Here is a 22,522-nt window from a genome sequence, read left to right on the forward strand (position 1 = left end):
AGGCTCTGCCTTGCCTAAAAACCAAACGCGCAGCTGCAAATTTAACCTCGAAAGATAAACAGACCCTAGGTATACTCGATAGATATTGAATAAATAAGGAATGCTATGAATATCTTCGTGATTTTAATTTCACTGTTTGTCGCACTCATGATTCTAGTGCCATTACTTGAAAAGTATCAGTCGAAAATGGGCCTCGATGGCGCCACTAAATATGCAAAATATATTTGGCCACTGGTGATGATTTCATTGGTGGTGCAATTGATTTATATGTTGGTGAGGTAGAGCGTAGCTAGGAGCGATAGCCTTAAGTTGTAAGTGATAAGCTCGGTGTTAGAGTGGGCTGCGTAGGTTGGGTTGAGCACTAAGAAACCCAACGAAAAAATACTATTAACGGTATAGACTTGCGGACTAAAATGCGCGAGATATGAGCCGTAACTATTTAGAATACTCAAAACCCTTTGTCTAATATGATGTTACTCTTGTTCAAGATCTACAAACCTTTGCGGCAGTAACTTTTATCTGCGATATTTAGGGAGTGTTCAAAAATCTGTGTCATTTGATTAAACTGATAAAAACAGGAATGACACATGACCAATCAATTCAATTTCGAAGAGGCTGTAAAAGCCCTTCAATCAGGTAAAAAGCTAAACGGTAAAGATGGTGTACTTACATCACTTATCAAACAATTAACCGAGTCAGCGCTCCAGGCTGAGCTTGAACATCACCTTGCTAATGAGCAGGCACCTATTCGTAAAAATGGCTTTAGCACGAAGACCATTAAGTCACCTGTTGGCAATTTTGAGCTAGACACTCCTAGAGACCGCAATGGGAGTTTTGAGCCCGAACTCGTCAAGAAAAACCAAACGACATTGAATGATGAAATAGACTCAAAAACCCTCGCTATGTTCAGTATGGGAATGAACTATCGTGATATTAATAAGCACATTGAAGATATGTACGGCATGAACGTCGCTACAGGCACTATCAGTGCTGTGACCGATAAACTTATCCGCTAGTGATTAACTCATGGCGCAATAAATGGCATAATTTATCAGCCTACTTCAAGTACCCTGAGCCTATACGTAGGGTCATATACACGACGAATGCGGTGGAAGCAGTCCATCGTCAGTTTAGAAAACTGACTAAAACAAAAGGCGCTTTTCCAAATGAAAATAGCTTGTTGAAGTTGCTTTATGCTGGCATATTAAACGCGAGTGAGAAATGGACAATACCCATTCAGAATTGGAGCCTTTGTTTATCCCCGTTAGCGATTTACTTTGAAGGGCGTTTAGACAGCGTGCTCGATATTTAATTTTTAAGCTGACACAGAATCTTGAACGCCCTCGGTACAAGGCAAAAGATACAACCCATTGCCTTCTTCTTATGAATATAAGTAGCTAATCGTTACGATTAGCTACTTTAAGTACTTATTAAAAAAAGTTATCATTTCTTCTAAAGTTTGAATTCGATGTTTTTGTACACTTAAGTGATGGTTAGCCCCATCGATCTCCACATACCTAACATCTTTATTAAAATCCTCTAGTGCAGCAGCCATATCACGGCTATGTGCCACAGGAACAACTTTGTCATCTGTACCATGAATAAGTAGAATGGGTATGTTGATCTTTTTGGCAAAATTAACAGGAGAGGCGGCTTTAAGTTCCTCGCTATCAGTACCAAATTGTTTCTTAACAACCTCTTCATTAGTAAATAAACGCGCTTTTGAGATAATCAGCTCAATATCAGAAACTCCAGCAAAGCTTGCTGCACATTTAAATGTGTCGCTATGTTTTATAGCGGCCATTAGCGCGGCATAGCCACCGTAGCTCGCTCCTGCAATACACACTTTATTTTCGTCAACAATGTTTTGCTTGTTTAACCAATGAGCAGCATCTTCTAAATCATCTTGCATCGATTTCCCCCACCCCTTTATAGCAGCCATTTCAAAGTTATAGCCATAGCCTGATGAGCCTCTAAAGTTTGGTTGAAAAACAATATAACCTCGGTTAGCAAATAATTCAGCCCAGTAATCAAAGTCTGCATAATCACGAGACATTGGACCACCATGAGGTAAAATTATTGCAGGAAGGTGACTATCTTGTTTACTTCCTATGGGTTTCGTGAGGTAACCTTCAATCTTTAAACCATCGCGAGCTTGATAGGTAATGAGTTTTTTTGTGGCGTAATTAGTTGCGTTTATTGCAGGGTAACGACTAGCGAGGTAATCAATTATTTTTTCTTTTCTGTTGCCAACATAGTAATCCCCAGCAGTTGTCAGTGAACTTGAATACAATACATATTTAGTTAAATCACGAGACATAGCGATTATAGTATTATGTGCATTAGGAAGTACTTTGTTTAAGCCTTTTTTTAATGCTATATATTCGTCGTCCCAATAGGTTTTGTTGTCATTGGTGCCTTTATGGTTTAAGCCAACTACAGCACCTGTTTTGGGGGAGTAAATAAGAGAACCATCGACATCATATTTTTCATCAGCCAATACAAGCTCTCTTTTTAAGTTCTCGTCTAATAGGTCAACTTTAAATACAGCATAACGGTCATTATGAAGTGCTGTAATGTATATAATATTTGGATCTTTATCAAAACCGAGTATATGAACAACATTTCTTTCAAATACGTTGTAAGACCACAAATCACGTTCTATTTTCCCATTGCTATTATATAAACGATAAAATATCCTAGTTCCATTAAGGCCGTAACCAATTCTTATTTGACCTTGTTGATCAGCAATCCAGTCTTTTATATAACTCTTAAACTTTTTAACGCGGCGCTTATTACCTGTCCGAACATCAACTTCATAAACCGAAGGATAGTTAGCATTGTCATAATCAATAGCCATTAATATTTTATTTTCTTTTTCGGGTAAAAAGCTAATAATATTATCTTGAAACTGTGCAGTTCTTTCACCTCTGCTAAAGCGAGGTTTAACAACAAGACTCATTTTTTGATTATTAGTTAAATCATATTTAAAGAGCCTAGTTTCAGTATACTTGATCGTTCTTTGTGTTGACGTTATGCCAGCACTAAAAACTAAGACATCATCATTTACCCAAGAGTGCCAATTTAATATGGTCGTAACGTTGTCTGCGTGTAAAACCTGCGTACTTTTACCTGTGTCCAAGTTAATTATTATTAAAAATAATGACCCTTTAGAGTTTTCTAGCATCGCAAGGTTTTTTCCACTAGGGGAGAGTGTAACTTGACTGACATATGGAAGGTTCCCATAAGTGCTTATTGGGAGTGGCTTCCCTATATTTGCATAAGCTGCTTTGGGTAATAAGGATATCAGAAAAAAAAATGTGATTAAGGTTAAGGGGCGGTTTAACATACATCTCCTTGTTATTATAAGTTTTTATTCTTAACTGTACCTTTTTTATAGTTGGAAGTCATTTATTTTAATATAGGCTATGGTCTAGAATGAAAGCATGCCATAAGACTAGCAAATAAGAAATGTAAGAATGGGCAGTTCATTGATGTCAGTAAAATGCAAATAATCAGCCATGTACGACGATTAAATAAATCGAATGCATCAGGTCGTAGTAATCAAGTTACTTCATTGGTTAGTAAATCAGGGATTAATATACAATAAAAGAAAAATTCAAGAAGATATAAGCTTTTTAAATATAAGTACTAAAACCGCTACTATCATTGATAGTAGCGGTTTTTTATATGTACTACTTAAGCGCTACTTGTAGCTCTCTGTTGCGCTCTAACTGCGCTAAAAAGTTATCTGCGATTGGCTTGAACTTAGCAAGTTCCGCGCGTGGCAGTGGTTCAGATTTTGGTAGCTTAACTGTTTTAGGGTTACGGTGAACGCCGTTAACTAAAAACTCATAGTGTAAGTGAGCGCCTGTTACGCGGCCAGTTGCGCCTACAGTACCAATTTTTTGGCCCTGTTTAACTTTTTGACCAGTTTTAACAGCACGTTTATTTAAGTGTAAGTACTTAGTTACGTACTGTGTGCCGTGGCTAATAAATACATAGTTACCATTATACTTACTGTAACCTGACTTAATTACCTTACCATTGCCAGATGATACAACTGGCGTGCCAGTACGTGCTGCATAATCAATACCGTTATGTGGTTTTACAGTCTTAGTGACAGGGTGTAAACGGCGTGGGTTAAAGCTTGAGCTTATATATTTAAAGTTAACCGGTGCACGCAAAAAAGCTTTTTTCATACTACGCCCTTCAGGCGTATAAAAAGTATCATCGCTGTGGCGAATAGCCGCATAACGTTGGCCTTGGTTAATAAACTCAGCGGCAATAATTTTACCCGTACCAATAAATTCACCATCAACATAATGAGATTCGTAAATTAAGCCGAACTGATCGCCTTTACGGATATCATTGGCAAAATCCACGTCCCAACCAAAAATATCAGCAAAGTTCATAATTTGGCGTTCGCTTAAGCCTGCAGCAATACCTGAAGTCCAAAAGCTATTGGTGATTTCACCGCCCGTTGAAGCGGTTAAAGTCTCTATTTCTTTACTATCAATAGATGTATCGTAGTTACCCTCGTCATTTAAGGTAACGAATAGAGTGTCTGTTTTTGAAATTACGTAACGTAACTGCGCTAACGAGCCATCTTCAGTTGTGGCAAAACTGAGTATTTCGCCAGGATGAATTTTAGTTAGCTTACGGGTTTCAGCATTGGTGTTCAGAAGTTTATGAACGGTTTGTGCGTTAAAACCTGCGCGTTTAAAAATCAGTGCTAAATTGTCACCGTTCTTTACTTTAAAATCGATTAGGTCATATTCGGGTAGCTTTGCTGCGTCTTCTTGCGAATTTAATTCAGTTAATTGCTCAATGTCATCAACTTTAACTTGTAACTCATAACGCTTTCCGATTTCAAGTGCATCTGCGTTATTGTCTTTAGAAGCGGTGGCTTTCTCTGAAGGAATAAGTGTTAGGGCAGCAATAGCAGAAACTAAACCTAAAATAAGCAACTTGTGTTTTTTTGGGATTTTGTGCACAACGTGAACCATAAGGTGCCTTTTTCTGCTGTCAAGATAATTAATCACTAATATTGCAGGATATACTTAATAAAGCGTTAATACCAGTGTTTTGTAGATTTAAACTGGGGCAGATTTACGCTAGAATCAACGCATAGACTGAATTTTTTGGAGTAATACACAGTGGATTTACAAACCGCTCTTGCAGAGATAAAACGCGGTGCAGAAGAAATATTAATTGAAGACGAATTAGTTGAAAAGCTAAAATCGGGTAAAAAGCTTAAGATCAAGGCGGGTTTTGATCCAACAGCCCCTGATTTACACTTAGGTCATACCGTGTTAATTAATAAAATGAAAACATTCCAAGACTTAGGTCACGAAGTGATTTTCTTAATTGGTGACTTTACCGGTATGATTGGTGATCCAACGGGGAAAAATATTACCCGTAAACCACTTACCCGTGAAGATGTATTAGCAAATGCTGAAACATATAAAGAGCAAGTATTTAAAATTCTTGATCCAGCTAAAACCACCGTTGCTTTTAACTCTAGCTGGATGGAAAATTTAGGCGCTGCAGGCATGATAAAATTAGCTGCTCGTCAAACGGTTGCTCGTATGCTTGAGCGTGATGACTTTAAAAAGCGTTATGCTGGCGGTCAATCAATAGCGATTCATGAGTTTTTGTATCCGTTGGTGCAAGGTTGGGATTCTGTGGCTCTTGAAGCTGATGTTGAGCTTGGCGGTACCGATCAACGTTTTAACTTGCTAATGGGTCGTGAATTACAAAAAGACGAAGGCCAAAAACCACAAACTGTATTGATGATGCCGTTGTTAGAAGGCACTGACGGTGTGCAAAAAATGTCTAAGTCATTAGGCAATTATATTGGTATCACTGATGCGCCTAACGACATGTTTGGCAAAATCATGTCAATTAGCGATGAATTAATGTGGCGTTATTATGATTTGCTAAGTAGCTTGTCAATTGATGAAATTGCTGACCTTAAAGATAAAGTTGCACAAGGTACTAACCCGCGCGATATTAAAATTGATTTAGCAAAAGAAATGATTGCGCGTTTTCATAGCGATGAAGCGGCTACAGGCGCTCATGATGACTTCATTAAACGTTTTCAGAAAAATGCGTTACCAGACGATATCCCAGATATGACAGTAACAATTGACGAAGATACAGTATTTATTACTAACTTACTTAAAGAAGCTGGGCTAGTTGCGAGTACTTCTGAAGCGATGCGTATGATTAAACAAGGCGCGGTTAAAATCAATGGCGAAGAAAAAGTCACTGATACTAAGCTTGAAATTAAAAAAGGCAGTACGGCTATTTATCAAGTAGGTAAACGCAAGTTTGCAAATATTACCTGTGCTTAACAGCTAAAGAATGAAAATTCAGTTTGAAAACCAGCTTCGGCTGGTTTTTTTATATAATTGTTTTAATTATCTCAATGCCAAAAATAAGCAATAACCAAAAAACTCGAGCTTGATTGAGCCGGTTCAAAAGTATCGGAATATCGGCTGCTTGAGGTAAGCGCTCGGTGCCTATGCGCATTTTATCAAAACGAGTGCCTTGATAAATCGCAGGCCCGCCTAATTGCACGCCGACCGATGCAGAACAACAGCTTAATAACCAACCACTATTAGTTTGATAGAAGTGTCTACCATAATGTTTTATATAATGAATGCTCAGCTTGCTGGCTTTACTGGCTGCAATTGTCAAAGCCAATAATCGGGTGGGCAGCCACTCAATAATATACAAAAGCCAAGCGAGAGGCTTTAAAAAAGGGCTGTTTGGCAAAGTGTTTTTACGCCAAGCTTGGTGCATCAAAGTGAGTAAACGATAAGACAATGCAGCCATTGGTCCAAATAGCAGGTAAATAAAGATAACGCTAAAATAATGACGCGCGACTCTTAATATCAACATCTCCATGGCAGCTTTACAAATACCAGCGCTTGATAACGCATTTACTTGGCGGGCAAGTAGTGGTTTTAATAACTCTCGGGCAGTTGCTTTTTGGTTTTGCTTAACTAAACGTGCGATACGCAATGCTTTAGTTTCTATACTTCGCCATTCTAAACTTAAGTAAAGTATTAAACCGGCTAATAGTTCAGGATAATAAGCAAATTCAATGAGTAGAACGACCAATGTCATGATCACTAAAAGCGTTAATATAAAACACAGGGAAGATGATAAATATAGGTAGCTTTTTGGTTCACGTTCACGATAAACACGTTTACCAAGCGCAGTAAAAACGGCTGTTAAAAATGTATTGGGGTGATACCAACTGACCAGAGGTAAAAAGCGCTCACTCAGGAGCGCTAATATAAATACAATAAAGTCCAAATGTTGCTGAACTAAATTGGGTAACACGTTATAGAGTTACCGCAGTTAACTTCTCTAGTAACGCGAGCACCATTTTTGATGAGTTAATTGAAGCGGTTTCTAGATATTCTTCAAATGATTGTGGTGACTCTTTGCCTGCAATGTCAGACATTGAGCGGATCACAACAAATGGTGTTTCAAGTGTAAAGCAGGCCTGCGCAATAGCTGCGCCTTCCATTTCTACGGCAAGCATTGTAGGAAAGTCAGCGCGGGCTTTATCAATACGTACAGGGTCACACATAAATGAATCGCCTGTGCAAATTAAGCCAATCAACGTTTTAACGTCACTAATGCTTTCAATACTTTGTTGCGCAGCGTCAATTAGCTTAGGATGCGCGGCAAAACCCGCTGGCATTTGTGGCACTTGGCCAATTTCGTAACCAAATGCGGTTACATCAACATCGTGATGACGAACTTCAGAAGAAATAACAACATCACCCACGCTTAATGACGGATCAAAACCACCAGCAGAACCCGTATTGATCACGCAATCAGGTTTAAAGTTATCAATTAACAGTGTTGTTGCAATACTTGACGCTACTTTACCAATACCTGATTGGACTAGAGTAACAGTGTTACCTGCTAGCTCACCAGTATAAAAAGTAAAACCTGCTTTAGTTAGAATTTGTGGATTTTGCATCGCTTCACGCAAAATTTTAACTTCTGGCTCCATTGCGCCAATAATACCAACATTCATAATTTAAAATTCCTCGAATTAGATGGCTAGATTATACTGCAAAAATGGGAGTAGGGTAAAACAAACAAAAAATGCGAGCCTAAACTCGCATTTTGTTTTTACAGATGCTGCTATATTTCAGCTAGTGCAGTCGAATGGGCTTTTGCTTGCGAAGGAGATAACACTGCTGGTTTGGTCACTCTATTTCGGCTTGGGCGAATACTCGGTGCAGCAGGTTTGCCTAATTTAAACATAATGGCGTCTCGTACTTCGCTTGGGCGATAACCCGATTTTACTTTCATACGAATATGCGGGATACCAGCGGCCTCTAATGCACCATTTACAAACCAATCGCGCTGCGCTTTGTGGCCATCTTTATTTGCATTGTTAACTAAGTCAACAGCGGCAACGATAGTCATTTTTTCTTTATCGATTAATACGTAATCCAGTTGTTTGTTCTTTGCTTTAGCAATAGCTGCACGTTTTGCTTTAGGCGATAAGCCATGTTTGCAATCAATGATATCAATTAATTTAACGCGGCTAACAATCTTGTATTGATCGCCAACAGCACGTTCTAAAAGATTTAAAAAGGCACTTTCAACTTGCGTAAATACACTTTCTTTACGGGTGAAAGGGTAAGGGTTTCCGCCATCATCGGTAAACTTTGACGCAACAACAGATGCCCCTACGACTAAAACTAAAATTGATAATAAAGCGAATTCCATACGGTAACTCCACAACAACAAATTGACACTGTAAATTACAAAGCAATTTGTGTGCCTAAGTGTTGTGGTGTTACGTATTTATATTAAACGGGTATGGTTTATATTAAGGTTGATAACCATTGGCAACGCCTTTAACTGCAATTGCAACAGCATCATGGGCATGCAGTGACTCGTAATGATTTATTTGTAACCAGTAATCAGCGTATTGTTCACTTTCTAGTACGGCTTTTATTTTCCGTGCCGCATCTTCGCAAAACATCAGGTTTTGACCGTTTAAGCGAGCAAACTCTTGCTCATCTTCACGTTTAACCGCAGCCTGAACAGGGGTTTTAAGCTCATTTTCGAGTGTATCTACCAGGCTTAAAATATCAAATTCAGTAATATTACGATCTAACTTAATTTTGACGTTAGCAATAGAGCGTTGTGAGTGCGGCGTTGCGATTATGCCATCTGTACTACCAAGCCAATTAATTACTTCTTCGTGATTAAGTGGTTGTTGGTTAAATTTTTCCACAAAGGCATTTTGAATAAGTTGGCGCGCTAGTGCCGCTGAGCATGGGCATGTTGACGAATAAGTTACATCAAGGCTTAGTTCAAAGCTAAGTTGCCCGCGGTCAATTTTTGCCTCTAGAGTGATAGGGTAGCTTTTCCAGCCAGCTTTACCGCTTAATAGTGACTTTCTGCGCAGTGGAAGCTCAAATTTAAATTCAATTTTTGCTTGATCACTTAACCCTTCATGGCTTGAAATAAAAGTATCCAAAGCTTGTGATAGGGTACTAGGGTTAACATGTTGTTCGGTAGATAAGGTATCTAATGCTAAAAACAATCGCGACATATGAATGCCTTTTGCATCTTCTTTGTGAAGATTAACAAAGGCGCGAGCTTTTGCATTAACGTTTACAGGCGCAAGACCCCGAGATTCAAAAATAAACGGCAGTTCAATATCGGCCATACCAACCCAGTCTAATTTACCAGTTTGTAAGGCGGGAGCCGTATCTGCTATATCGGGCATGTTGGTTTGCATTGCAAGTCTCGTTGTTGGCAATTGTAAAGCGCAGTATTTTACACGAAATAATTTAAAAATACGTGGTAGATGAAAATTTTCTGTTTTCGTCGCGGAACATGAAAATTGCTAATGTAAAAATGCTAAAATATGCGTAGATGTTAGTTATTTTTGATAGCTACGAAGTTTGCCAAGTTTAAACGCATAGCCAAGAGACAGATTTATATATGATCGATTCTTCTTTGAGTCCCTGGGCTCGAATACTTTCCAGTTCCATTACCCGATTCGGTGAACTTAAAACCGCAGCAATTTGCTATGCGTTATTAATAGTGGTGTCGTTGATTTTATCTTGCATGTTTTATTATGTCGCTGTTGGCGAGGTAATGTTAGTTGATATATTTGCCGTGGTTTTTTTTACTGCGGTGGTTTCTCCTATTATTATAAGCGTGCTGATTAACTCTATACGTCAGCTAGATGCATCCTATGCTTATTTAGACACGGCAACTAAACAAGAAAAGCTTTTAAATCAAACGCTAAAAGATAATATTAGTCGCTTGAATATTGAGATAGATGAGCGGAAAATGGCTTTTCATGCCAAGCATCGTGCAATCGAAGAGCTCAGACACGAAATTGCAGAGCGTAAAAAGACACAACAAGAGCTCGCGCAACAAGGTATGTTATTACGATCTATTGTCGACTCCTCTCCTGATTTGTTTTATTACCGAGATAATAATGGCGTTTTTGCTGGGTGTAATAAAATGTTTGAACAAGTAATGGGTAAATCAAGTCTTGAACTAATTGGTAAAACCGCAGAAGAAATTTACCCAACCCATTTTTTACCTGAAGTATTAATCACCGATAATAAAGTCGAAGAAACTCATACCGCCTTAACGCTTGATGTGGAATATCCAGTAGGGAGTGAAAAGCGTTGGTTTGAAATGCGCAAATTACCGTTTATCAATGATGATGGTGAATATATTGGGCTATTGGCATTTGGACGTGATATCACTAGCCGTAAAGAGGCAGCGCAAGCACTTGAAACTGCCTATAAAGACAAAGGGAAATTTATTGCCACTTTGAGCCATGAATTGCGAACCCCACTCAATGGTATTGTTGGTTTAACACGAATGCTGCTTGATACTGAGCTTGATAAACAGCAGCGCAGCTGGTGTAACACGGTATTTTCTAGTGCAGAAACACTCGGCAATATTTTTAATGACATTATTGATCTAGATAAAATTGACCGTGAACAACTTGATATTGTTACCGACTCAATTAATGTATCTGACTTTATTAATGATGTGGTAAATTTTGCAGGATTAATAGCTGAACAAAAAGGTTTGGAGTTTGAAATTCAACGAAAAGGTATGTTGGATGTATATGCAAAGCTTGACCCCACACGTTTACGTCAAGTGGTATGGAACCTTATAAATAACGCCGTTAAGTTTACTAAACAAGGTCAAGTACAGCTTGAATGTCGTAGAGAAAATAGAGCATGCGGCCCATGGTTGGTTATGAGTATTACAGATACAGGGCAGGGAATACCACAAGAGCAGTTGCATCGAATTTTTGATATGTACTATAAAGCACCGGATTTAAAAGGGACTAATGCTATTGGTTCAGGGATTGGCTTAGCGGTAACAAAAGCTTTAGTCAGTGCAATGCAAGGCGAGATCCATGTTAGCAGTACTGAAGATGAGGGAAGTTGCTTTGTAGTTGAGATACCGCTGTCATTGTGCATCGCGCCCACAGAACAAAGTTATGCGGGTCGCAGTTTGAATATCTTACTCGTTGAAGATGTCCCATTGAATGCCGAAATTGCGACCAATTTGCTTGAACAACGTGGTCATGAGGTTATTTGGGCTGAAACTGGGGAAGATGCTTTATCATTTGTAGCGACAGAAGATGATTTAGATTTAGTACTGCTTGATATGCAACTACCAGACATTAACGGTGATGAGGTTGCAAGACAGATCCGTGAAGATGACTATTTTGATAAGTTACCGATTGTTGTTCTTACGGCCAATGTACGTAGTGCTGAAGAAGAACTTGAAGGTATATCAATTCAAGGTGCTTTAGCTAAGCCGATTAATACCACGAAGCTTGATAAAATGTTGGCTGAATTGTTTGATATAAAGCAAATCCAGCAGTGCGACGAAACTCGCTTAACAGTAAGTAAAGAGGCAGGAGCACATATCAATACTGATTTACTCGATGTTGAAACAATAGAAGACTTTGTTAACTCTATGGGCATAGTAGTTTTTAAGCGTAGTAGCAGTTTATTTGAAAAGCTTAACCCGCAATATCAACAAGAACTTGCGACCTCTTTAGCTAATGGTGATCGTGACGAGTATAAGTCTGTTGCGCATAAGCTTAAAGGGGCCGCAGGCTCAGTTGGTTTAAATGACGTACAGTTACATGCGAAAGTAATGGAACATGGCGCTATAGAGGAAGATGAAGAAGTTTTACATATCTGGCTAACTGTTTTAGCAGATAAAATAAATGAAGGGCAAATTGCCCTTCATTCATTCTTACAGCAATTGGAACGTTAATGCTGTGGGTTTTGGTAAGATTGATATTAACTATCAATCTTACCAATGAAGCGATAACCTTCACCATGAATGGTGCTGATTAGTTCAGATGTGCTGTTGTCGCTTTCAAAGTGTTTTCTAATGCGACGAATTGTCACATCAACAGTACGGTCATTTGCACGTAATTCACGACCAGTCATATGTTTTATTAGCTGTTCACGGCTAAATATACGACCTGGAGAATCTAGCATTAAGCGTAGTGCTCTGTATTCACCTTTAGGTAAACGTTTAGCATCACCGTCAGGCGATGTTAAACAACGGCTGTTCTCATCAAGCTCCCAACCATTGAACGTGATTACACCATTTGTTTCAAGGTTTGATTCTTCACCACCAAGTGCAGTACGAGAAATCAAATTACGAGCACGAATAGTTAACTCACGAGGATTAAACGGCTTAGTTATATAGTCGTCTGCACCAATTTCAAGGCCTAAAATACGGTCAACATCATTATCACGACCGGTTAGGAAAATAAGACCTACGTTACGCTTTTGACGTAATTCACGTGCTAAAATCAGCCCGTTTTTGCCTGGCAGGTTGATGTCCATAACTACAAGATTAACATCATCATTATTTGTAAGCTTGTCATGCATGTCATCGCCATCAATGGCTTCAATAACTTTGTAACCTTCAGCTTCAAATAAACTAACGAGGTTTAGTCGAGTTACGTCTTCATCCTCTACAATCAGAATGACTGGCGTTTGCATTATTAATTAACCTTTTTCGGAATATTTTATTTACAATTAATTCGGTATTGTATTATAAAACCGAATACAGAGATTATAGGAGTATATCCATTTGTTAACAAGTAAAATCAATTTGGATGAAATTTAGAAACAGCTAATATTCGAGATTGCACTTTAAAATTACTACGCAATAGCTGTTGCTTATTGATATACAGTCGGATTTTATTCCCTTCTTGGACCAAGGAGGCAACACCACCTTTATCTAAAAAATTGATGCTTTCACCAACTGTTAAGGTGTCTAAGGAAGTAGCATCGATCCAAAGAGGGATTATATCATCTTCTAATGTTTCATCAATGTATGTGATATCGCAAAAGCGAGAAAGTTCAGAAATATGTTGGTTTTTATTAATTAAGACGACGGCAATGGGGACATCTTTAATTTTCAGTGTCGAATTACCCTTTAATATCGCGCCTATGCCTTGCTCAATATCATAAAAACAAAAAGTTATTTGTCTATTTTCATCGTTTCGAGGGAATTCTATAAACTTTGTTAGCTGATATAGGAAAGCAGACTTTACTTGCTCAGGTGATTTTGCTTGCAATAAAAAGGGAGTAAACGCCAAAATAGTTAACAAAACAACCCGAGCAATCATCTTTTAGTTGCCTCTTTTAATGGCAAGGTGATGATGAAACGGGTGCCATCTTGGTTTTGTTCATCAAAATAAACACTCCCCCCCAAGGCTTGCGTTACTAAGTTGTAAACTAAATGCATACCTAGACCGCTGCCACCTTCTCCGCGTTTAGTGGTTACAAATGGGTCAAAAATACGTTTCTTAATTGATTTATCTACGCCAATACCATTATCGGTATAATGAATGATTAAACTACTTTCGTTGCGCTCGACAGTGAGCTCAATTTCATTATCGATGCTATCTTTAAAGCCATGAATCAATGAATTACTCAATAGCTGCTGTATCACTTGCTGCAATGGCCCAGCTTTAGTTTCCATTACTAAGGTGGATGGGCAATGAGTTGTTATTTTAGGGTCTTTTGACTTTAAGTCAGTACGCATAGAGAGTAATACATCAGAAATTAACTCACTTATATTAACTAAAGCATTTAATTCCCCATCTTGACTAACGGCAACTTTTTTAAAGCTTGAAATAAGCTCCGCAGCTCTATTGAGGTTTCTATAAATTAAATCTAGGTTTTCTAAACCATCGTCAATAAAGCGCTTGAGTTGATTTGACGTAAGTTTTTTCTGATCAAATCCGGCACTGATCTCAGCTAATTTATCGCGTAACAAAGTTGAACCCGTGATCCCTAAACCAATTGGTGTATTTACTTCGTGAGCAACCCCTGCAACCATTTGACCAAGAGACGCCATTTTCTCGCTTTCGACAATTTGATTTTGATATTGATGCATTCTCTCAAGGGTATCTAATAGCTCTTGATTTGCTTCACGCAGTGCAATGGTACGTTGATTAACTTTTTCTTCTAAGCTTTGGTTTAGTTGCTTTATTTCTTGTTTATCGTTCTTGTGCCGTTCAATTTGGTTTTGTGTACGGGTCAGCATAATATTCAAACTACTCGATAAAATATTTATCTCGGTAATGTTAGTCTTTGGTGCACGAGCACTATAGTTATGATTTTTTGACACATCTTGTAGTAAAAGGGTTACTTGATCGATTGGATCAACAATTCGTTTTTGTATCCGCTTGGCGACAAAGTAAACCAGCACTAAAACGAATAAGGTCAGAATGAGATCAACAATGATCTTTTTATTTATGTAGGCATTAAGACGCTCTAAACCACCACGTATATAAACGTATCCTTTAACTTCATTTTCGTACATGATTGGTTTTATTAATTCTATATAGTTTTCAGTTATTTTTGGTTCTTTTAACTCTTCAATGTTATCAACGCGTATTGGTACTGGAGGGGTTTTTTTAGCATTGAAACTGGTGAAAAAAACGGCTTTATTAGATATCTCATCAATAGCATAAATGTGGATGTTTTTAACTAATGGAATACTTTCAAATGACTTAAGTCGTTGTTCTTCGGTTTTCCTATCTTCAAATAATACCGTTACTTGAGCGTTAAATGCTGTGATTTCAGCAAGAATATTCAGTTTATTGATAATTAATAGCTTTTGCTCTTTGACATCAAGGTAAGTCGAAATTGAAATCGATAGGGATAAGCACAAAGCTGTAACAAACATTACTGCGCTGATCAGAGCTTTACGTATACTTGTTTGTGGTATCGGTTTAGGCATTGTCGGAATGAAGCCTGAATATTGTTTTTTTGTTTAAGTAGCCGTAAGTTTAGCAAAAACCTAGCAAAGAGACTAAAAATATAAAAAAATTGTTAAAAAGCTGCCATTTTTTATTATTTAGCAGCTTCATTGAAGCCTGACCTGAATGTGGGGAAGCCTGGTAATTAACTGCTATAAACTGAAAATTTATTCGTTTTATGCACGGTTTGATAAGTGCCGAATTGAGTTTCTAGAATAGGCGGGTATTTCAAAAAGCAGTTAGCAACAATCGTTAGTTTACCTTGTTTAGTTAAGTGTTGCTTAGCCCCACTTAAAAATTGTTCGGCTACATTATAGTCAGTCGCGATACCGGTATGAAATGGTGGGTTTGAAATAATAAGCTCAAACTTCCCAGTCACATTAGCTAAACCATCACTAAGTAAAGCTTTGCCGTTTACCGCATTTAATGCCAACGTTTGCGTAGTTGCATAAGCGGCAAGGGCGCTTACATCTGTACAGGTAAAATTCAATGCTGGGTTTTTTAGACCTAAAAAGGTAGCAATAAGGCCTGCACCACAACCAAAGTCGAGTACATTACCAGATTTAATAGTCGGTGCATTCTCTAACAGTATTTTTGTACCACCATCAAGCTCACCATGATTAAATACGCCTGGAATACTGATTGCATTGAAACTAATCCCCGCAACATCAACACTAAACTGTTTGTGATAACGAGTTATTGCAAATTCAGCTAACGTTTTTATGTCTGAAAATAAATACAAGGCACAATGACGAGCGCTATCAATTTTATTACTATACTCGCAGTGGCAACTAAATTGCTTTTCAATCGATTTTACGCCGCTTTTATTCTCGCCAACAACCAATAATTCGGCATCAGGGTTAATAACAGCGCGTATATTATCAAGTGTCATCAAGGCTTCTGGTTTTGCTTTTGGGTAGTAATAGATAACTAAGTCAAAATGTTTACTTACTATTTCATGGCTAACACACACATCAATATCATTGATGTTTTTAGCAAACTCACCATTAGCATGATTGTAGCTAAAGGCTGTAATCTTGCTGTTTGGATTTAACTGCTGTAGCTGTGACAAAAAGCCATCTTGTACAAAATTAACCACTAAAATAGAGTCCGCCGTTAGGTTTGCGCTATTGCGTAGTAAAAGTGAACTTGGGTTGGTTAATGCGCTCATAAATGGCTTTGCCTTAAAATTAATTGATTTAACTAATGCGTTCGAACATTAAATCCCAAACGCCATGGCCTAAACGATGACCGCGTTGCTCAAATTTCGTCAAAGGACGTAAATCAGGTCGTGGTACGTAATCGTTAGTTTCTGACTGGTTTTTAAAGTGTTCAGCAGTTTGCATTACTTCGAGCATGTGCTCAGCGTAGTTTTCCCAGTCAGTTGCCATGTGAAAAACACCGCCAATTTTTAATTTACTGCGCAGGCTTTCAACAAATGCTGGTTGTACGATACGGCGTTTGTGATGGCGTTTTTTATGCCATGGATCCGGAAAGAATAATTGCACTGTGGTAATGCTGCCTTGTGCAATACAATCAGCAAATACTTCAACAGCGTCATGTTCAAAAATACGTAAATTAGTGATGCCTGCTTCATCAGCATCCATCAAACATGCACCAACACCTGGGCGGTGTACTTCAATACCGATAAAATTAAGGTGCGGTGCGCTTTTGGCCATTTCGACCAATGACTTACCCATACCAAAACCGATTTCTAAAACAACATCGTTGTCATTGCCAAATACTTGGGCTAAATCAAGCATACCCTGTTGATGCTCAAGCCCCATAGTTGGCCAGCATTTTTCAATTGCCGCAGCTTGTCCTTTAGTCAAACGACCTTCGCGTTTAACAAAGCTGCGAATTGTACGAATATATCTACCTTCTTGCTTCGCTTGCTCAAGGTTATCGTTACTTGAATCACTCATATATTTTGGCCTGATGAAAACAACATGTCTTAAAATGGTGGCATATTATCCCTGACCACGGCGTTGATCACAAGGCCTTATCTTTTGCGCATGTTTATAACTTGATATTTTAACTCACTGCAATAGACTGAGCGCCATTAAGGGGCGGGTATAAAAAAGTAGTTATTTTGAAGTTAAACAACAGTGAAACAAGCTGGTTTTCACAGCAAGTAGTCGATTGGTATCATCTTTATGGGCGTAAAACCTTGCCTTGGCAATTAAATAAAACACCTTATAAAGTCTGGGTGTCTGAGGTGATGCTACAACAAACCCAAGTCGTTACTGTTATTCCTTATTTTGAAAAGTTTATGCAAAGTTTCCCTGATATTATTGCTTTAGCAAATGCAGATGAAGATCAAGTATTGCATCACTGGACGGGATTGGGCTATTACGCCCGAGCGCGTAACTTGCATAAAACGGCAAAAATAGTACGAGATCAATACAATGGTGAGTTCCCAACAACGTTAGATGAAGTTGTTGCCTTGCCCGGAATAGGGCGCTCGACCGCTGGGGCGGTTTTATCGCTGTCACTTGGTCAGCATCACCCAATTTTAGATGGTAATGTAAAGCGTGTGCTTGCTCGGTTTTTTATGATTGAAGGTTGGTACGGGGTAAAGAAAGTTGAAAATCAACTCTGGCAACTATCAGAGCAGTTAACCCCGGAAAAGCAAGTAACGCAGTTCAACCAAGCAATGATGGACTTAGGCGCTAGCCTTTGCTCTCGTAGTAAGTTTGATTGCGAGCCTTGCCCGTTGCGATCGCGTTGTGGAGCATATAAAACGGAGCAGGTGAAACAATTTCCGCATTCTAAACCAAAAAAGGCAGTGCCTAAGAAAGCATGTCATCAATTAATTATTCAATGTGATGATAAAGTCTTAATGGAAAAAAGACCTAGTTCCGGAATTTGGGGCGGTTTATTTAGTTTTTTTGAATTCGAGCAAAAATCTCAGTTAGATACTTTTTTAGCCCAGCAAGGGCTTGATGTGGTAACCGAGGCCGTTGAGCCGTTTACTCATGTATTTTCGCACTTTGAATTAACCATTAACCCGCATGTACTTATTTTGCATAAAGTACCCGATGTGGTAAATGAACGGCAATTAGTATGGTACCCACTTGATGAATCAATCGAGGTCGGTTTAGCGGCTCCAACTAAAAAGCTAGTTAAACAAATCAGCGCAATGGTTTACACTAGCTAATATCGTTTTAACAGAGCACAAGAGAGCAATCATGGCACGCACTGTATTTTGTCAAAAATTACAAAAAGAAGCCGAAGGGCTTGGTTTTCAGCTTTACCCAGGTGAGCTTGGTGAAAAGATTTTTAATAACATTTCAAAAGAAGCATTTGCACAATGGCAACATAAGCAAACAATGCTGATTAACGAAAAACATTTAAATATGATGGATCCTGAGCATCGTACTTTTTTAGAAGAGCAAATGGTTGGCTTTTTATTTGAAGATAAAGATGTGGAAATTGAAGGTTATCGTCCACCAGAAAAATAGTTTTCAAAGCAAATAAAAAGGGCTAATTTAGCCCTTTTTATTTAACTCAATTAACTCATTCGTTGAGGTCATCTTGTTTTTCGGCATTTCGCACTTGTTCTTTTAGAAACATTGCCACTTTCGAGTATTCAATTTCTAGGTTATCGCGTTGCTCAATTAGTTGATCACTGGTTAAATCTTGTTCTTTAGCATGGCTTTCAAACTCTTCAGCTAACTCTGCAATTTTTTCAGCGCCAATAGTTTTAGATATAGACTTTAGCTGATGGCATGCCTCAACAATGCTTTCAAAGTCATTTGTCATAATGGCCGTATTGATATCTTTTGTTAATATATGGCTTTGCTCTAAATACATTTTGAAAAAACGAATTTGTTTTGCCTCATCGTTATTAATATATTTAGCAAGTACATCCATATTAATCGGTGTAACAGGTTTGCTTATAGCGTCTGGCAATGGCCCTTGTTTGCTTTTTACACTCCATTGCTCAAGTGTTGCTTCAAGAGTGTTGAGCTCAATGGGTTTTGTTATAAAATCATTAATACCGGCATTTAAACAGCGCTCTTTCTCGCCTTTTAATGCATTTGCAGTTACCGCAATAACATAAGGCTGAGCGTTTATATCTTCTAAAAGAGCGGCTTCATCACGTATTTTTTCTACCATGTCGTAACCAGACATTTTTGGCATATGCAAATCAGTTAAAATAAGTGGGTAACGACCTGTTTGCCACATTTTTAAACCTTGCTCACCATTATCAGCGACTTCAACCCCATAACCAAGTAAATGCAACTGATCGGTTAATACCTGTTGATTTAAAATATTGTCTTCAACAAGCAATACGAGTTTATTTTCTTCTCTGGCTTGTTCAACATTCAAATAATTATTTAGTGTTTTAACTGGCTTTACTTGTCTAGGCGTGTGTAAACCAGCAGCAACTAGCAGAGACATCATAAAGTTTGATTTACATAAAGGCGCAGCATTTAGGTAAAAAATGTTTTTATGGTTTATTGCAGCTTCGTCTAACTTGCTTAGCACAACCACTTGTTGGTTATTATCCTCTAGCGTATAAAGTAATCGGCGTAACAGGTAATTTATATCGTCCATTGAGTCTATACCATCAAGTACCCAAATCACCCCGTGACTATCTTGATGTTCCTCTATCTGTTGTGGACTTTGTGTGACGATTGTTTTAGCGCCCATAAAGGATAGGTAACGATTAAGTGTTTGCTGTCGAGTCGGGTGGTCAGTAACAAGTACTACGCGGTGGTCTTTTAGTGTGTTTTTGTGGGCATACTTTATGGTGTTCTCAGTGCTAAATGGTAGCTCAACAACAAAATCACTACCGATACCTATATCACTGGTAACCTCAATAGATCCCAACATTAATTCAGTTAAACTTTTACAGATAGATAAGCCTAAACCCGTGCCGCCATATTCGCGAGTAATAGACCCCTCAGCTTGAATGAAGGGATTAAATATTTCACGCAGTTGCGCTTGATTCATGCCTTTACCATTGTCGCTAACACTAAAGCGTAGAGTAAAGTGGTCGGCTGTATTTTGTGCTACCTCTACGGCAATACGCACATGTCCTAAGCGTTTATCATCGGTACTGGTAAACTTAATTGCATTACTACATAAATTATAAAGTACTTGGCGAACACGCACTGTGTCACCAATTAGGTTAATTGGAATATCAGGGGCAATAGCGAGCTCTAGCTCTAATTGACGTTTTTTGGCAATTGATGATAAAACACGAGCCACTTCTTCAATAGTATCGGATACTGAAAATGGGATTGGGTCGATATTTAATTTTCCGGCTTCAATTTTTGAGAAGTCGAGGATGTCATCAAGAATACCTAATAAAGAAAATGCAGATTCACGTATTATTGTACTTAGACGATGTTGTGCGCCATCGAGCTCTGTTTGGCGTAGTAAATCAATTGTACCAATAACACCATTCATTGGTGTGCGTATTTCGTGGCTCATAGTCGCTAAAAACGTGGTTTTTGCTTCACTGGCTTGTTCAGCTCTTTGACTCGCTTTTTCAAGGGCTAAAGTACGGTTATGAACCTCAGTTTCTAGGCTACTTTGTAGCTTATGTAAATCTTGCTGTGCGACGTCATTATTATTTATTGCGTTTTGCACTTGCTCAAGTAGGTGGTTGATATTTTTAGCCACAATATTAAGGCCTAGATCAAGCTGCTCATTTACACTACTTTTATAGTTACCTGATTTGGTAATGCCCTCTAACTCATTAGCAAGTAAATCACTGCTTTTACGGATCCGTGTATTGATATACACATTGAAAAATAAAGCTAACAAAAATAGACAAATAAAAGCAGCTATGGCTAAAGCTATAGCCAACTCAATTGAGTGTTGTGGTAAAAGAGAGGGCGAGCTGATTTTTTGTCTTATAATTAATTCTCCAACAGGCTGATCATTTAAGCTTAGCAGGTGATGAAGGATCCCTTGTTGAACTTTATGCTGTTGAAGCTTGATTGGTTCAATCTTGTCCTTATTACTAGCAAAGACTAGCTGTAGTGGTTGAGTTGGTGAATATCGATAGAGGTAATAATCAAACTCTTTATTAAGGATAGAGCTTAAATCAAGTAACTGCTTTACATTATCTTGCCCGGGTCTGGTCAGGGCATCAACTAAAGGTGCATTCAATTGCTCGGCCAATACAATTAAGCTTGGCGTATCTTTAGTTGCTTTAATATCGAATTGCTGGCTTGGGTAAAATGAATAAGCAACAACCGCGAGTGCTGTTACCGCTAGGTTTATTATTAAAAAAAGAGGCAATAAGCCTTTCACAGGAGAAGAAAATTTACTCTGCATTTATTATCCAACTTGTCTATTATCAACCGCAATCTAAACAGCTGCTTGTGTACTTAAATCAATCCTATCATTTACTCGGAATAATTCACTACGTTTTTAGTCTTGTTATACATAAAGAGATTAAATTACTATAGAGCTTGAGTGAAATGCTAAATTGGTTGTCTTAAAAAGCAGCGTTTATTGCATTTATTAAACAGTTTGTTGAAAAACCGTGCAAGCAACTATAAAGAATAAAAAAAAAGTTGACTTAAAAGGGCAAAACCAGTTTAATACGCCGCACGCCCAGATAGCTCAGTCAGTAGAGTTAAGTGGGAATGTATTGAAAATCCTTTATGGTTTTCTATTAAAACTGAAATTGCCCAGATAGCTCAGTCGGTAGAGCAGAGGATTGAAAATCCTCGTGTCCGTGGTTCGATTCCGCGTCTGGGCACCATTATTTAGTAATAGTGTTTAAATCAATTGATTAAACATTATTATGCGTGCCTTAGCACACAGTTTTGTGTGCCGACTTAGCTCAGCTGGTAGAGCAACTGACTTGTAATCAGTAGGTCAACCGTTCGACTCGGTTAGTCGGCACCATTTATTTAGATTAAGTGTTTTAAACATTTAACTAGCACTGTTTAAGTGCCTCGATAGCTCAGTCGGTAGAGCAGAGGATTGAAAATCCTCGTGTCCGTGGTTCGATTCCGCGTCGAGGCACCATTTATTAAAAGTTATCAATCATTTAAAATTGATAAAGTGCCTTAGCACACAGTTTAGTGTGCCGACTTAGCTCAGCTGGTAGAGCAACTGACTTGTAATCAGTAGGTCAACCGTTCGACTCGGTTAGTCGGCACCATTTATTTAGATTAAGTGTTTTAAACATTTAACTAGCACTGTTTAAGT

17 protein-coding genes, 4 tRNA genes and 1 pseudogene are annotated in these 22,522 nt (G+C 38.3%); 10 read left to right on the plus strand and 12 right to left on the minus strand.

All coding sequences use genetic code 11. From position 1 onward, the window contains the following. Window positions 1–105 precede the first annotated feature (105 nt). Window positions 106–282: a hypothetical protein gene (locus tag HH219_RS14525; protein WP_169327875.1), complete on the plus strand. Its 177-nt coding sequence runs from the start codon at window positions 106–108 to the stop codon at window positions 280–282. A 305-nt stretch (window positions 283–587) separates the two neighbouring features. Then, window positions 588–1,312, plus strand: a pseudogene (locus tag HH219_RS14530) (transposase). A gap of 102 nt (window positions 1,313–1,414) precedes the next feature. On the opposite strand, the gene HH219_RS14535 reads toward HH219_RS14530, so the two are convergent. Beyond that, window positions 1,415–2,962, minus strand: a complete 1,548-nt coding sequence (locus HH219_RS14535; RefSeq protein WP_249118530.1) for a S9 family peptidase — start codon at window positions 2,960–2,962, stop codon at window positions 1,415–1,417. A gap of 733 nt (window positions 2,963–3,695) precedes the next feature. Beyond that, on the minus strand, window positions 3,696–5,009 hold the full coding sequence (locus HH219_RS14540; protein WP_169327877.1) for a peptidoglycan DD-metalloendopeptidase family protein: 1,314 nt from the start codon (window positions 5,007–5,009) through the stop codon (window positions 3,696–3,698). Between the two features lie 150 nt (window positions 5,010–5,159). Between HH219_RS14540 and tyrS the strand changes: the two genes are divergently transcribed. Further along, window positions 5,160–6,359 (plus strand): tyrosine--tRNA ligase, encoded by a 1,200-nt coding sequence (gene tyrS, locus HH219_RS14545; protein ID WP_169327878.1) that lies wholly within the window; start codon window positions 5,160–5,162, stop codon window positions 6,357–6,359. A 49-nt stretch (window positions 6,360–6,408) separates the two neighbouring features. Here the strand turns inward: tyrS and HH219_RS14550 are convergent, their stop codons facing one another. From HH219_RS14550 to folE2, 4 genes are all read right to left on the minus strand, one after another. Continuing rightward, window positions 6,409–7,356, minus strand: a complete 948-nt coding sequence (locus HH219_RS14550) for a cobalamin biosynthesis protein (protein WP_169327879.1) — start codon at window positions 7,354–7,356, stop codon at window positions 6,409–6,411. A 1-nt stretch (window position 7,357) separates the two neighbouring features. Then, a complete protein-coding gene (mtnN, locus tag HH219_RS14555) occupies window positions 7,358–8,065 on the minus strand; it encodes a 5'-methylthioadenosine/S-adenosylhomocysteine nucleosidase (protein ID WP_054205420.1) in 708 nt (235 codons plus the stop codon). Between the two features lie 110 nt (window positions 8,066–8,175). Then, the gene (locus HH219_RS14560; protein ID WP_054205421.1) at window positions 8,176–8,769 is read right to left on the minus strand and encodes a DUF2726 domain-containing protein; all 594 of its coding nucleotides are present in this window, start codon (window positions 8,767–8,769) and stop codon (window positions 8,176–8,178) included. 103 nt (window positions 8,770–8,872) lie between these two features. Next, window positions 8,873–9,793 carry a GTP cyclohydrolase FolE2 gene (folE2, locus tag HH219_RS14565; protein WP_054205422.1) on the minus strand — a complete coding sequence of 307 codons (921 nt, stop codon included), beginning with the start codon at window positions 9,791–9,793 and terminating at the stop codon, window positions 8,873–8,875. Window positions 9,794–9,999: 206 nt separating this feature from the next. Between folE2 and arcB the strand changes: the two genes are divergently transcribed. Further along, window positions 10,000–12,324: an aerobic respiration two-component sensor histidine kinase ArcB gene (gene arcB / locus HH219_RS14570; protein WP_169327880.1), complete on the plus strand. Its 2,325-nt coding sequence runs from the start codon at window positions 10,000–10,002 to the stop codon at window positions 12,322–12,324. A gap of 26 nt (window positions 12,325–12,350) precedes the next feature. On the opposite strand, the gene arcA is transcribed toward arcB, so the two are convergent. From arcA to trmB, 5 genes are all read right to left on the minus strand, one after another. After that, window positions 12,351–13,067: a two-component system response regulator ArcA gene (arcA, locus tag HH219_RS14575; RefSeq protein WP_054205424.1), complete on the minus strand. Its 717-nt coding sequence runs from the start codon at window positions 13,065–13,067 to the stop codon at window positions 12,351–12,353. Between the two features lie 107 nt (window positions 13,068–13,174). Continuing rightward, window positions 13,175–13,699 carry a YfiR family protein gene (locus tag HH219_RS14580; protein ID WP_054205425.1) on the minus strand — a complete coding sequence of 175 codons (525 nt, stop codon included), beginning with the start codon at window positions 13,697–13,699 and terminating at the stop codon, window positions 13,175–13,177. Continuing rightward, window positions 13,696–15,321, minus strand: a complete 1,626-nt coding sequence (locus HH219_RS14585) for an ATP-binding protein (RefSeq protein ID WP_054205426.1) — start codon at window positions 15,319–15,321, stop codon at window positions 13,696–13,698. Before HH219_RS14585 ends, HH219_RS14580 begins: the two co-directional genes overlap by 4 nt. Window positions 15,322–15,485: 164 nt before the next feature. After that, window positions 15,486–16,511, minus strand: a complete 1,026-nt coding sequence (gene rsmC / locus HH219_RS14590) for a 16S rRNA (guanine(1207)-N(2))-methyltransferase RsmC (protein WP_169327881.1) — start codon at window positions 16,509–16,511, stop codon at window positions 15,486–15,488. A gap of 28 nt (window positions 16,512–16,539) precedes the next feature. After that, window positions 16,540–17,265, minus strand: coding sequence for a tRNA (guanosine(46)-N7)-methyltransferase TrmB (gene trmB / locus HH219_RS14595; RefSeq protein ID WP_054205428.1), 726 nt, complete (start codon window positions 17,263–17,265; stop codon window positions 16,540–16,542). 164 nt (window positions 17,266–17,429) lie between these two features. Between trmB and mutY the strand changes: the two genes are divergently transcribed. Together mutY and HH219_RS14605 are read left to right on the plus strand one after the other, a co-directional pair. Then, window positions 17,430–18,500, plus strand: a complete 1,071-nt coding sequence (gene mutY, locus HH219_RS14600) for an A/G-specific adenine glycosylase (RefSeq protein WP_054453215.1) — start codon at window positions 17,430–17,432, stop codon at window positions 18,498–18,500. Between the two features lie 31 nt (window positions 18,501–18,531). Further along, window positions 18,532–18,804 (plus strand): oxidative damage protection protein, encoded by a 273-nt coding sequence (locus tag HH219_RS14605; protein ID WP_054205430.1) that lies wholly within the window; start codon window positions 18,532–18,534, stop codon window positions 18,802–18,804. Window positions 18,805–18,859: 55 nt separating this feature from the next. Here HH219_RS14605 and HH219_RS14610 read toward each other — a convergent pair whose 3' ends face one another. After that, window positions 18,860–21,637 carry a hybrid sensor histidine kinase/response regulator gene (locus tag HH219_RS14610; RefSeq protein WP_169327882.1) on the minus strand — a complete coding sequence of 926 codons (2,778 nt, stop codon included), beginning with the start codon at window positions 21,635–21,637 and terminating at the stop codon, window positions 18,860–18,862. Between the two features lie 357 nt (window positions 21,638–21,994). On the opposite strand from HH219_RS14610, the gene HH219_RS14615 reads away from it, so the two are divergent. From HH219_RS14615 to HH219_RS14630, 4 genes are all read left to right on the plus strand, one after another. Continuing rightward, window positions 21,995–22,070 (plus strand) — tRNA-Phe (locus HH219_RS14615). Between the two features lie 70 nt (window positions 22,071–22,140). Beyond that, window positions 22,141–22,216: transfer RNA gene (locus tag HH219_RS14620), tRNA-Thr, on the plus strand. A 47-nt stretch (window positions 22,217–22,263) separates the two neighbouring features. Then, a tRNA-Phe gene (locus HH219_RS14625) sits at window positions 22,264–22,339 on the plus strand. A 60-nt stretch (window positions 22,340–22,399) separates the two neighbouring features. Next, window positions 22,400–22,475: transfer RNA gene (locus HH219_RS14630), tRNA-Thr, on the plus strand. Window positions 22,476–22,522 lie beyond the last annotated feature (47 nt).

Origin of the sequence: Pseudoalteromonas sp. NEC-BIFX-2020_015 (assembly GCF_012952265.1) — a bacterium.
Classification (GTDB): domain Bacteria; phylum Pseudomonadota; class Gammaproteobacteria; order Enterobacterales; family Alteromonadaceae; genus Pseudoalteromonas; species Pseudoalteromonas neustonica.

Excerpts from the sequence above, each read along its gene's own strand:
- HH219_RS14525 (WP_169327875.1), top strand. The coding sequence starts at position 106 with ATGAATATCTTCGTGATTTTAATTTCACTGTTTGTCGCACTCATGATT.
- HH219_RS14535 (WP_249118530.1), bottom strand. The coding sequence starts at position 2,962 with ATGAGTCTTGTTGTTAAACCTCGCTTTAGCAGAGGTGAAAGAACTGCA.
- HH219_RS14540 (WP_169327877.1), bottom strand. The coding sequence starts at position 5,009 with ATGGTTCACGTTGTGCACAAAATCCCAAAAAAACACAAGTTGCTTATT.
- mtnN (WP_054205420.1), bottom strand. The coding sequence starts at position 8,065 with ATGAATGTTGGTATTATTGGCGCAATGGAGCCAGAAGTTAAAATTTTG.
- HH219_RS14560 (WP_054205421.1), bottom strand. The coding sequence starts at position 8,769 with ATGGAATTCGCTTTATTATCAATTTTAGTTTTAGTCGTAGGGGCATCT.
- folE2 (WP_054205422.1), bottom strand. The coding sequence starts at position 9,793 with ATGCAAACCAACATGCCCGATATAGCAGATACGGCTCCCGCCTTACAA.
- arcB (WP_169327880.1), top strand. The coding sequence starts at position 10,000 with ATGATCGATTCTTCTTTGAGTCCCTGGGCTCGAATACTTTCCAGTTCC.
- arcA (WP_054205424.1), bottom strand. The coding sequence starts at position 13,067 with ATGCAAACGCCAGTCATTCTGATTGTAGAGGATGAAGACGTAACTCGA.
- HH219_RS14580 (WP_054205425.1), bottom strand. The coding sequence starts at position 13,699 with ATGATTGCTCGGGTTGTTTTGTTAACTATTTTGGCGTTTACTCCCTTT.
- HH219_RS14585 (WP_054205426.1), bottom strand. The coding sequence starts at position 15,321 with ATGCCTAAACCGATACCACAAACAAGTATACGTAAAGCTCTGATCAGC.
- rsmC (WP_169327881.1), bottom strand. The coding sequence starts at position 16,511 with ATGAGCGCATTAACCAACCCAAGTTCACTTTTACTACGCAATAGCGCA.
- trmB (WP_054205428.1), bottom strand. The coding sequence starts at position 17,265 with ATGAGTGATTCAAGTAACGATAACCTTGAGCAAGCGAAGCAAGAAGGT.
- HH219_RS14605 (WP_054205430.1), top strand. The coding sequence starts at position 18,532 with ATGGCACGCACTGTATTTTGTCAAAAATTACAAAAAGAAGCCGAAGGG.
- HH219_RS14610 (WP_169327882.1), bottom strand. The coding sequence starts at position 21,637 with ATGCAGAGTAAATTTTCTTCTCCTGTGAAAGGCTTATTGCCTCTTTTT.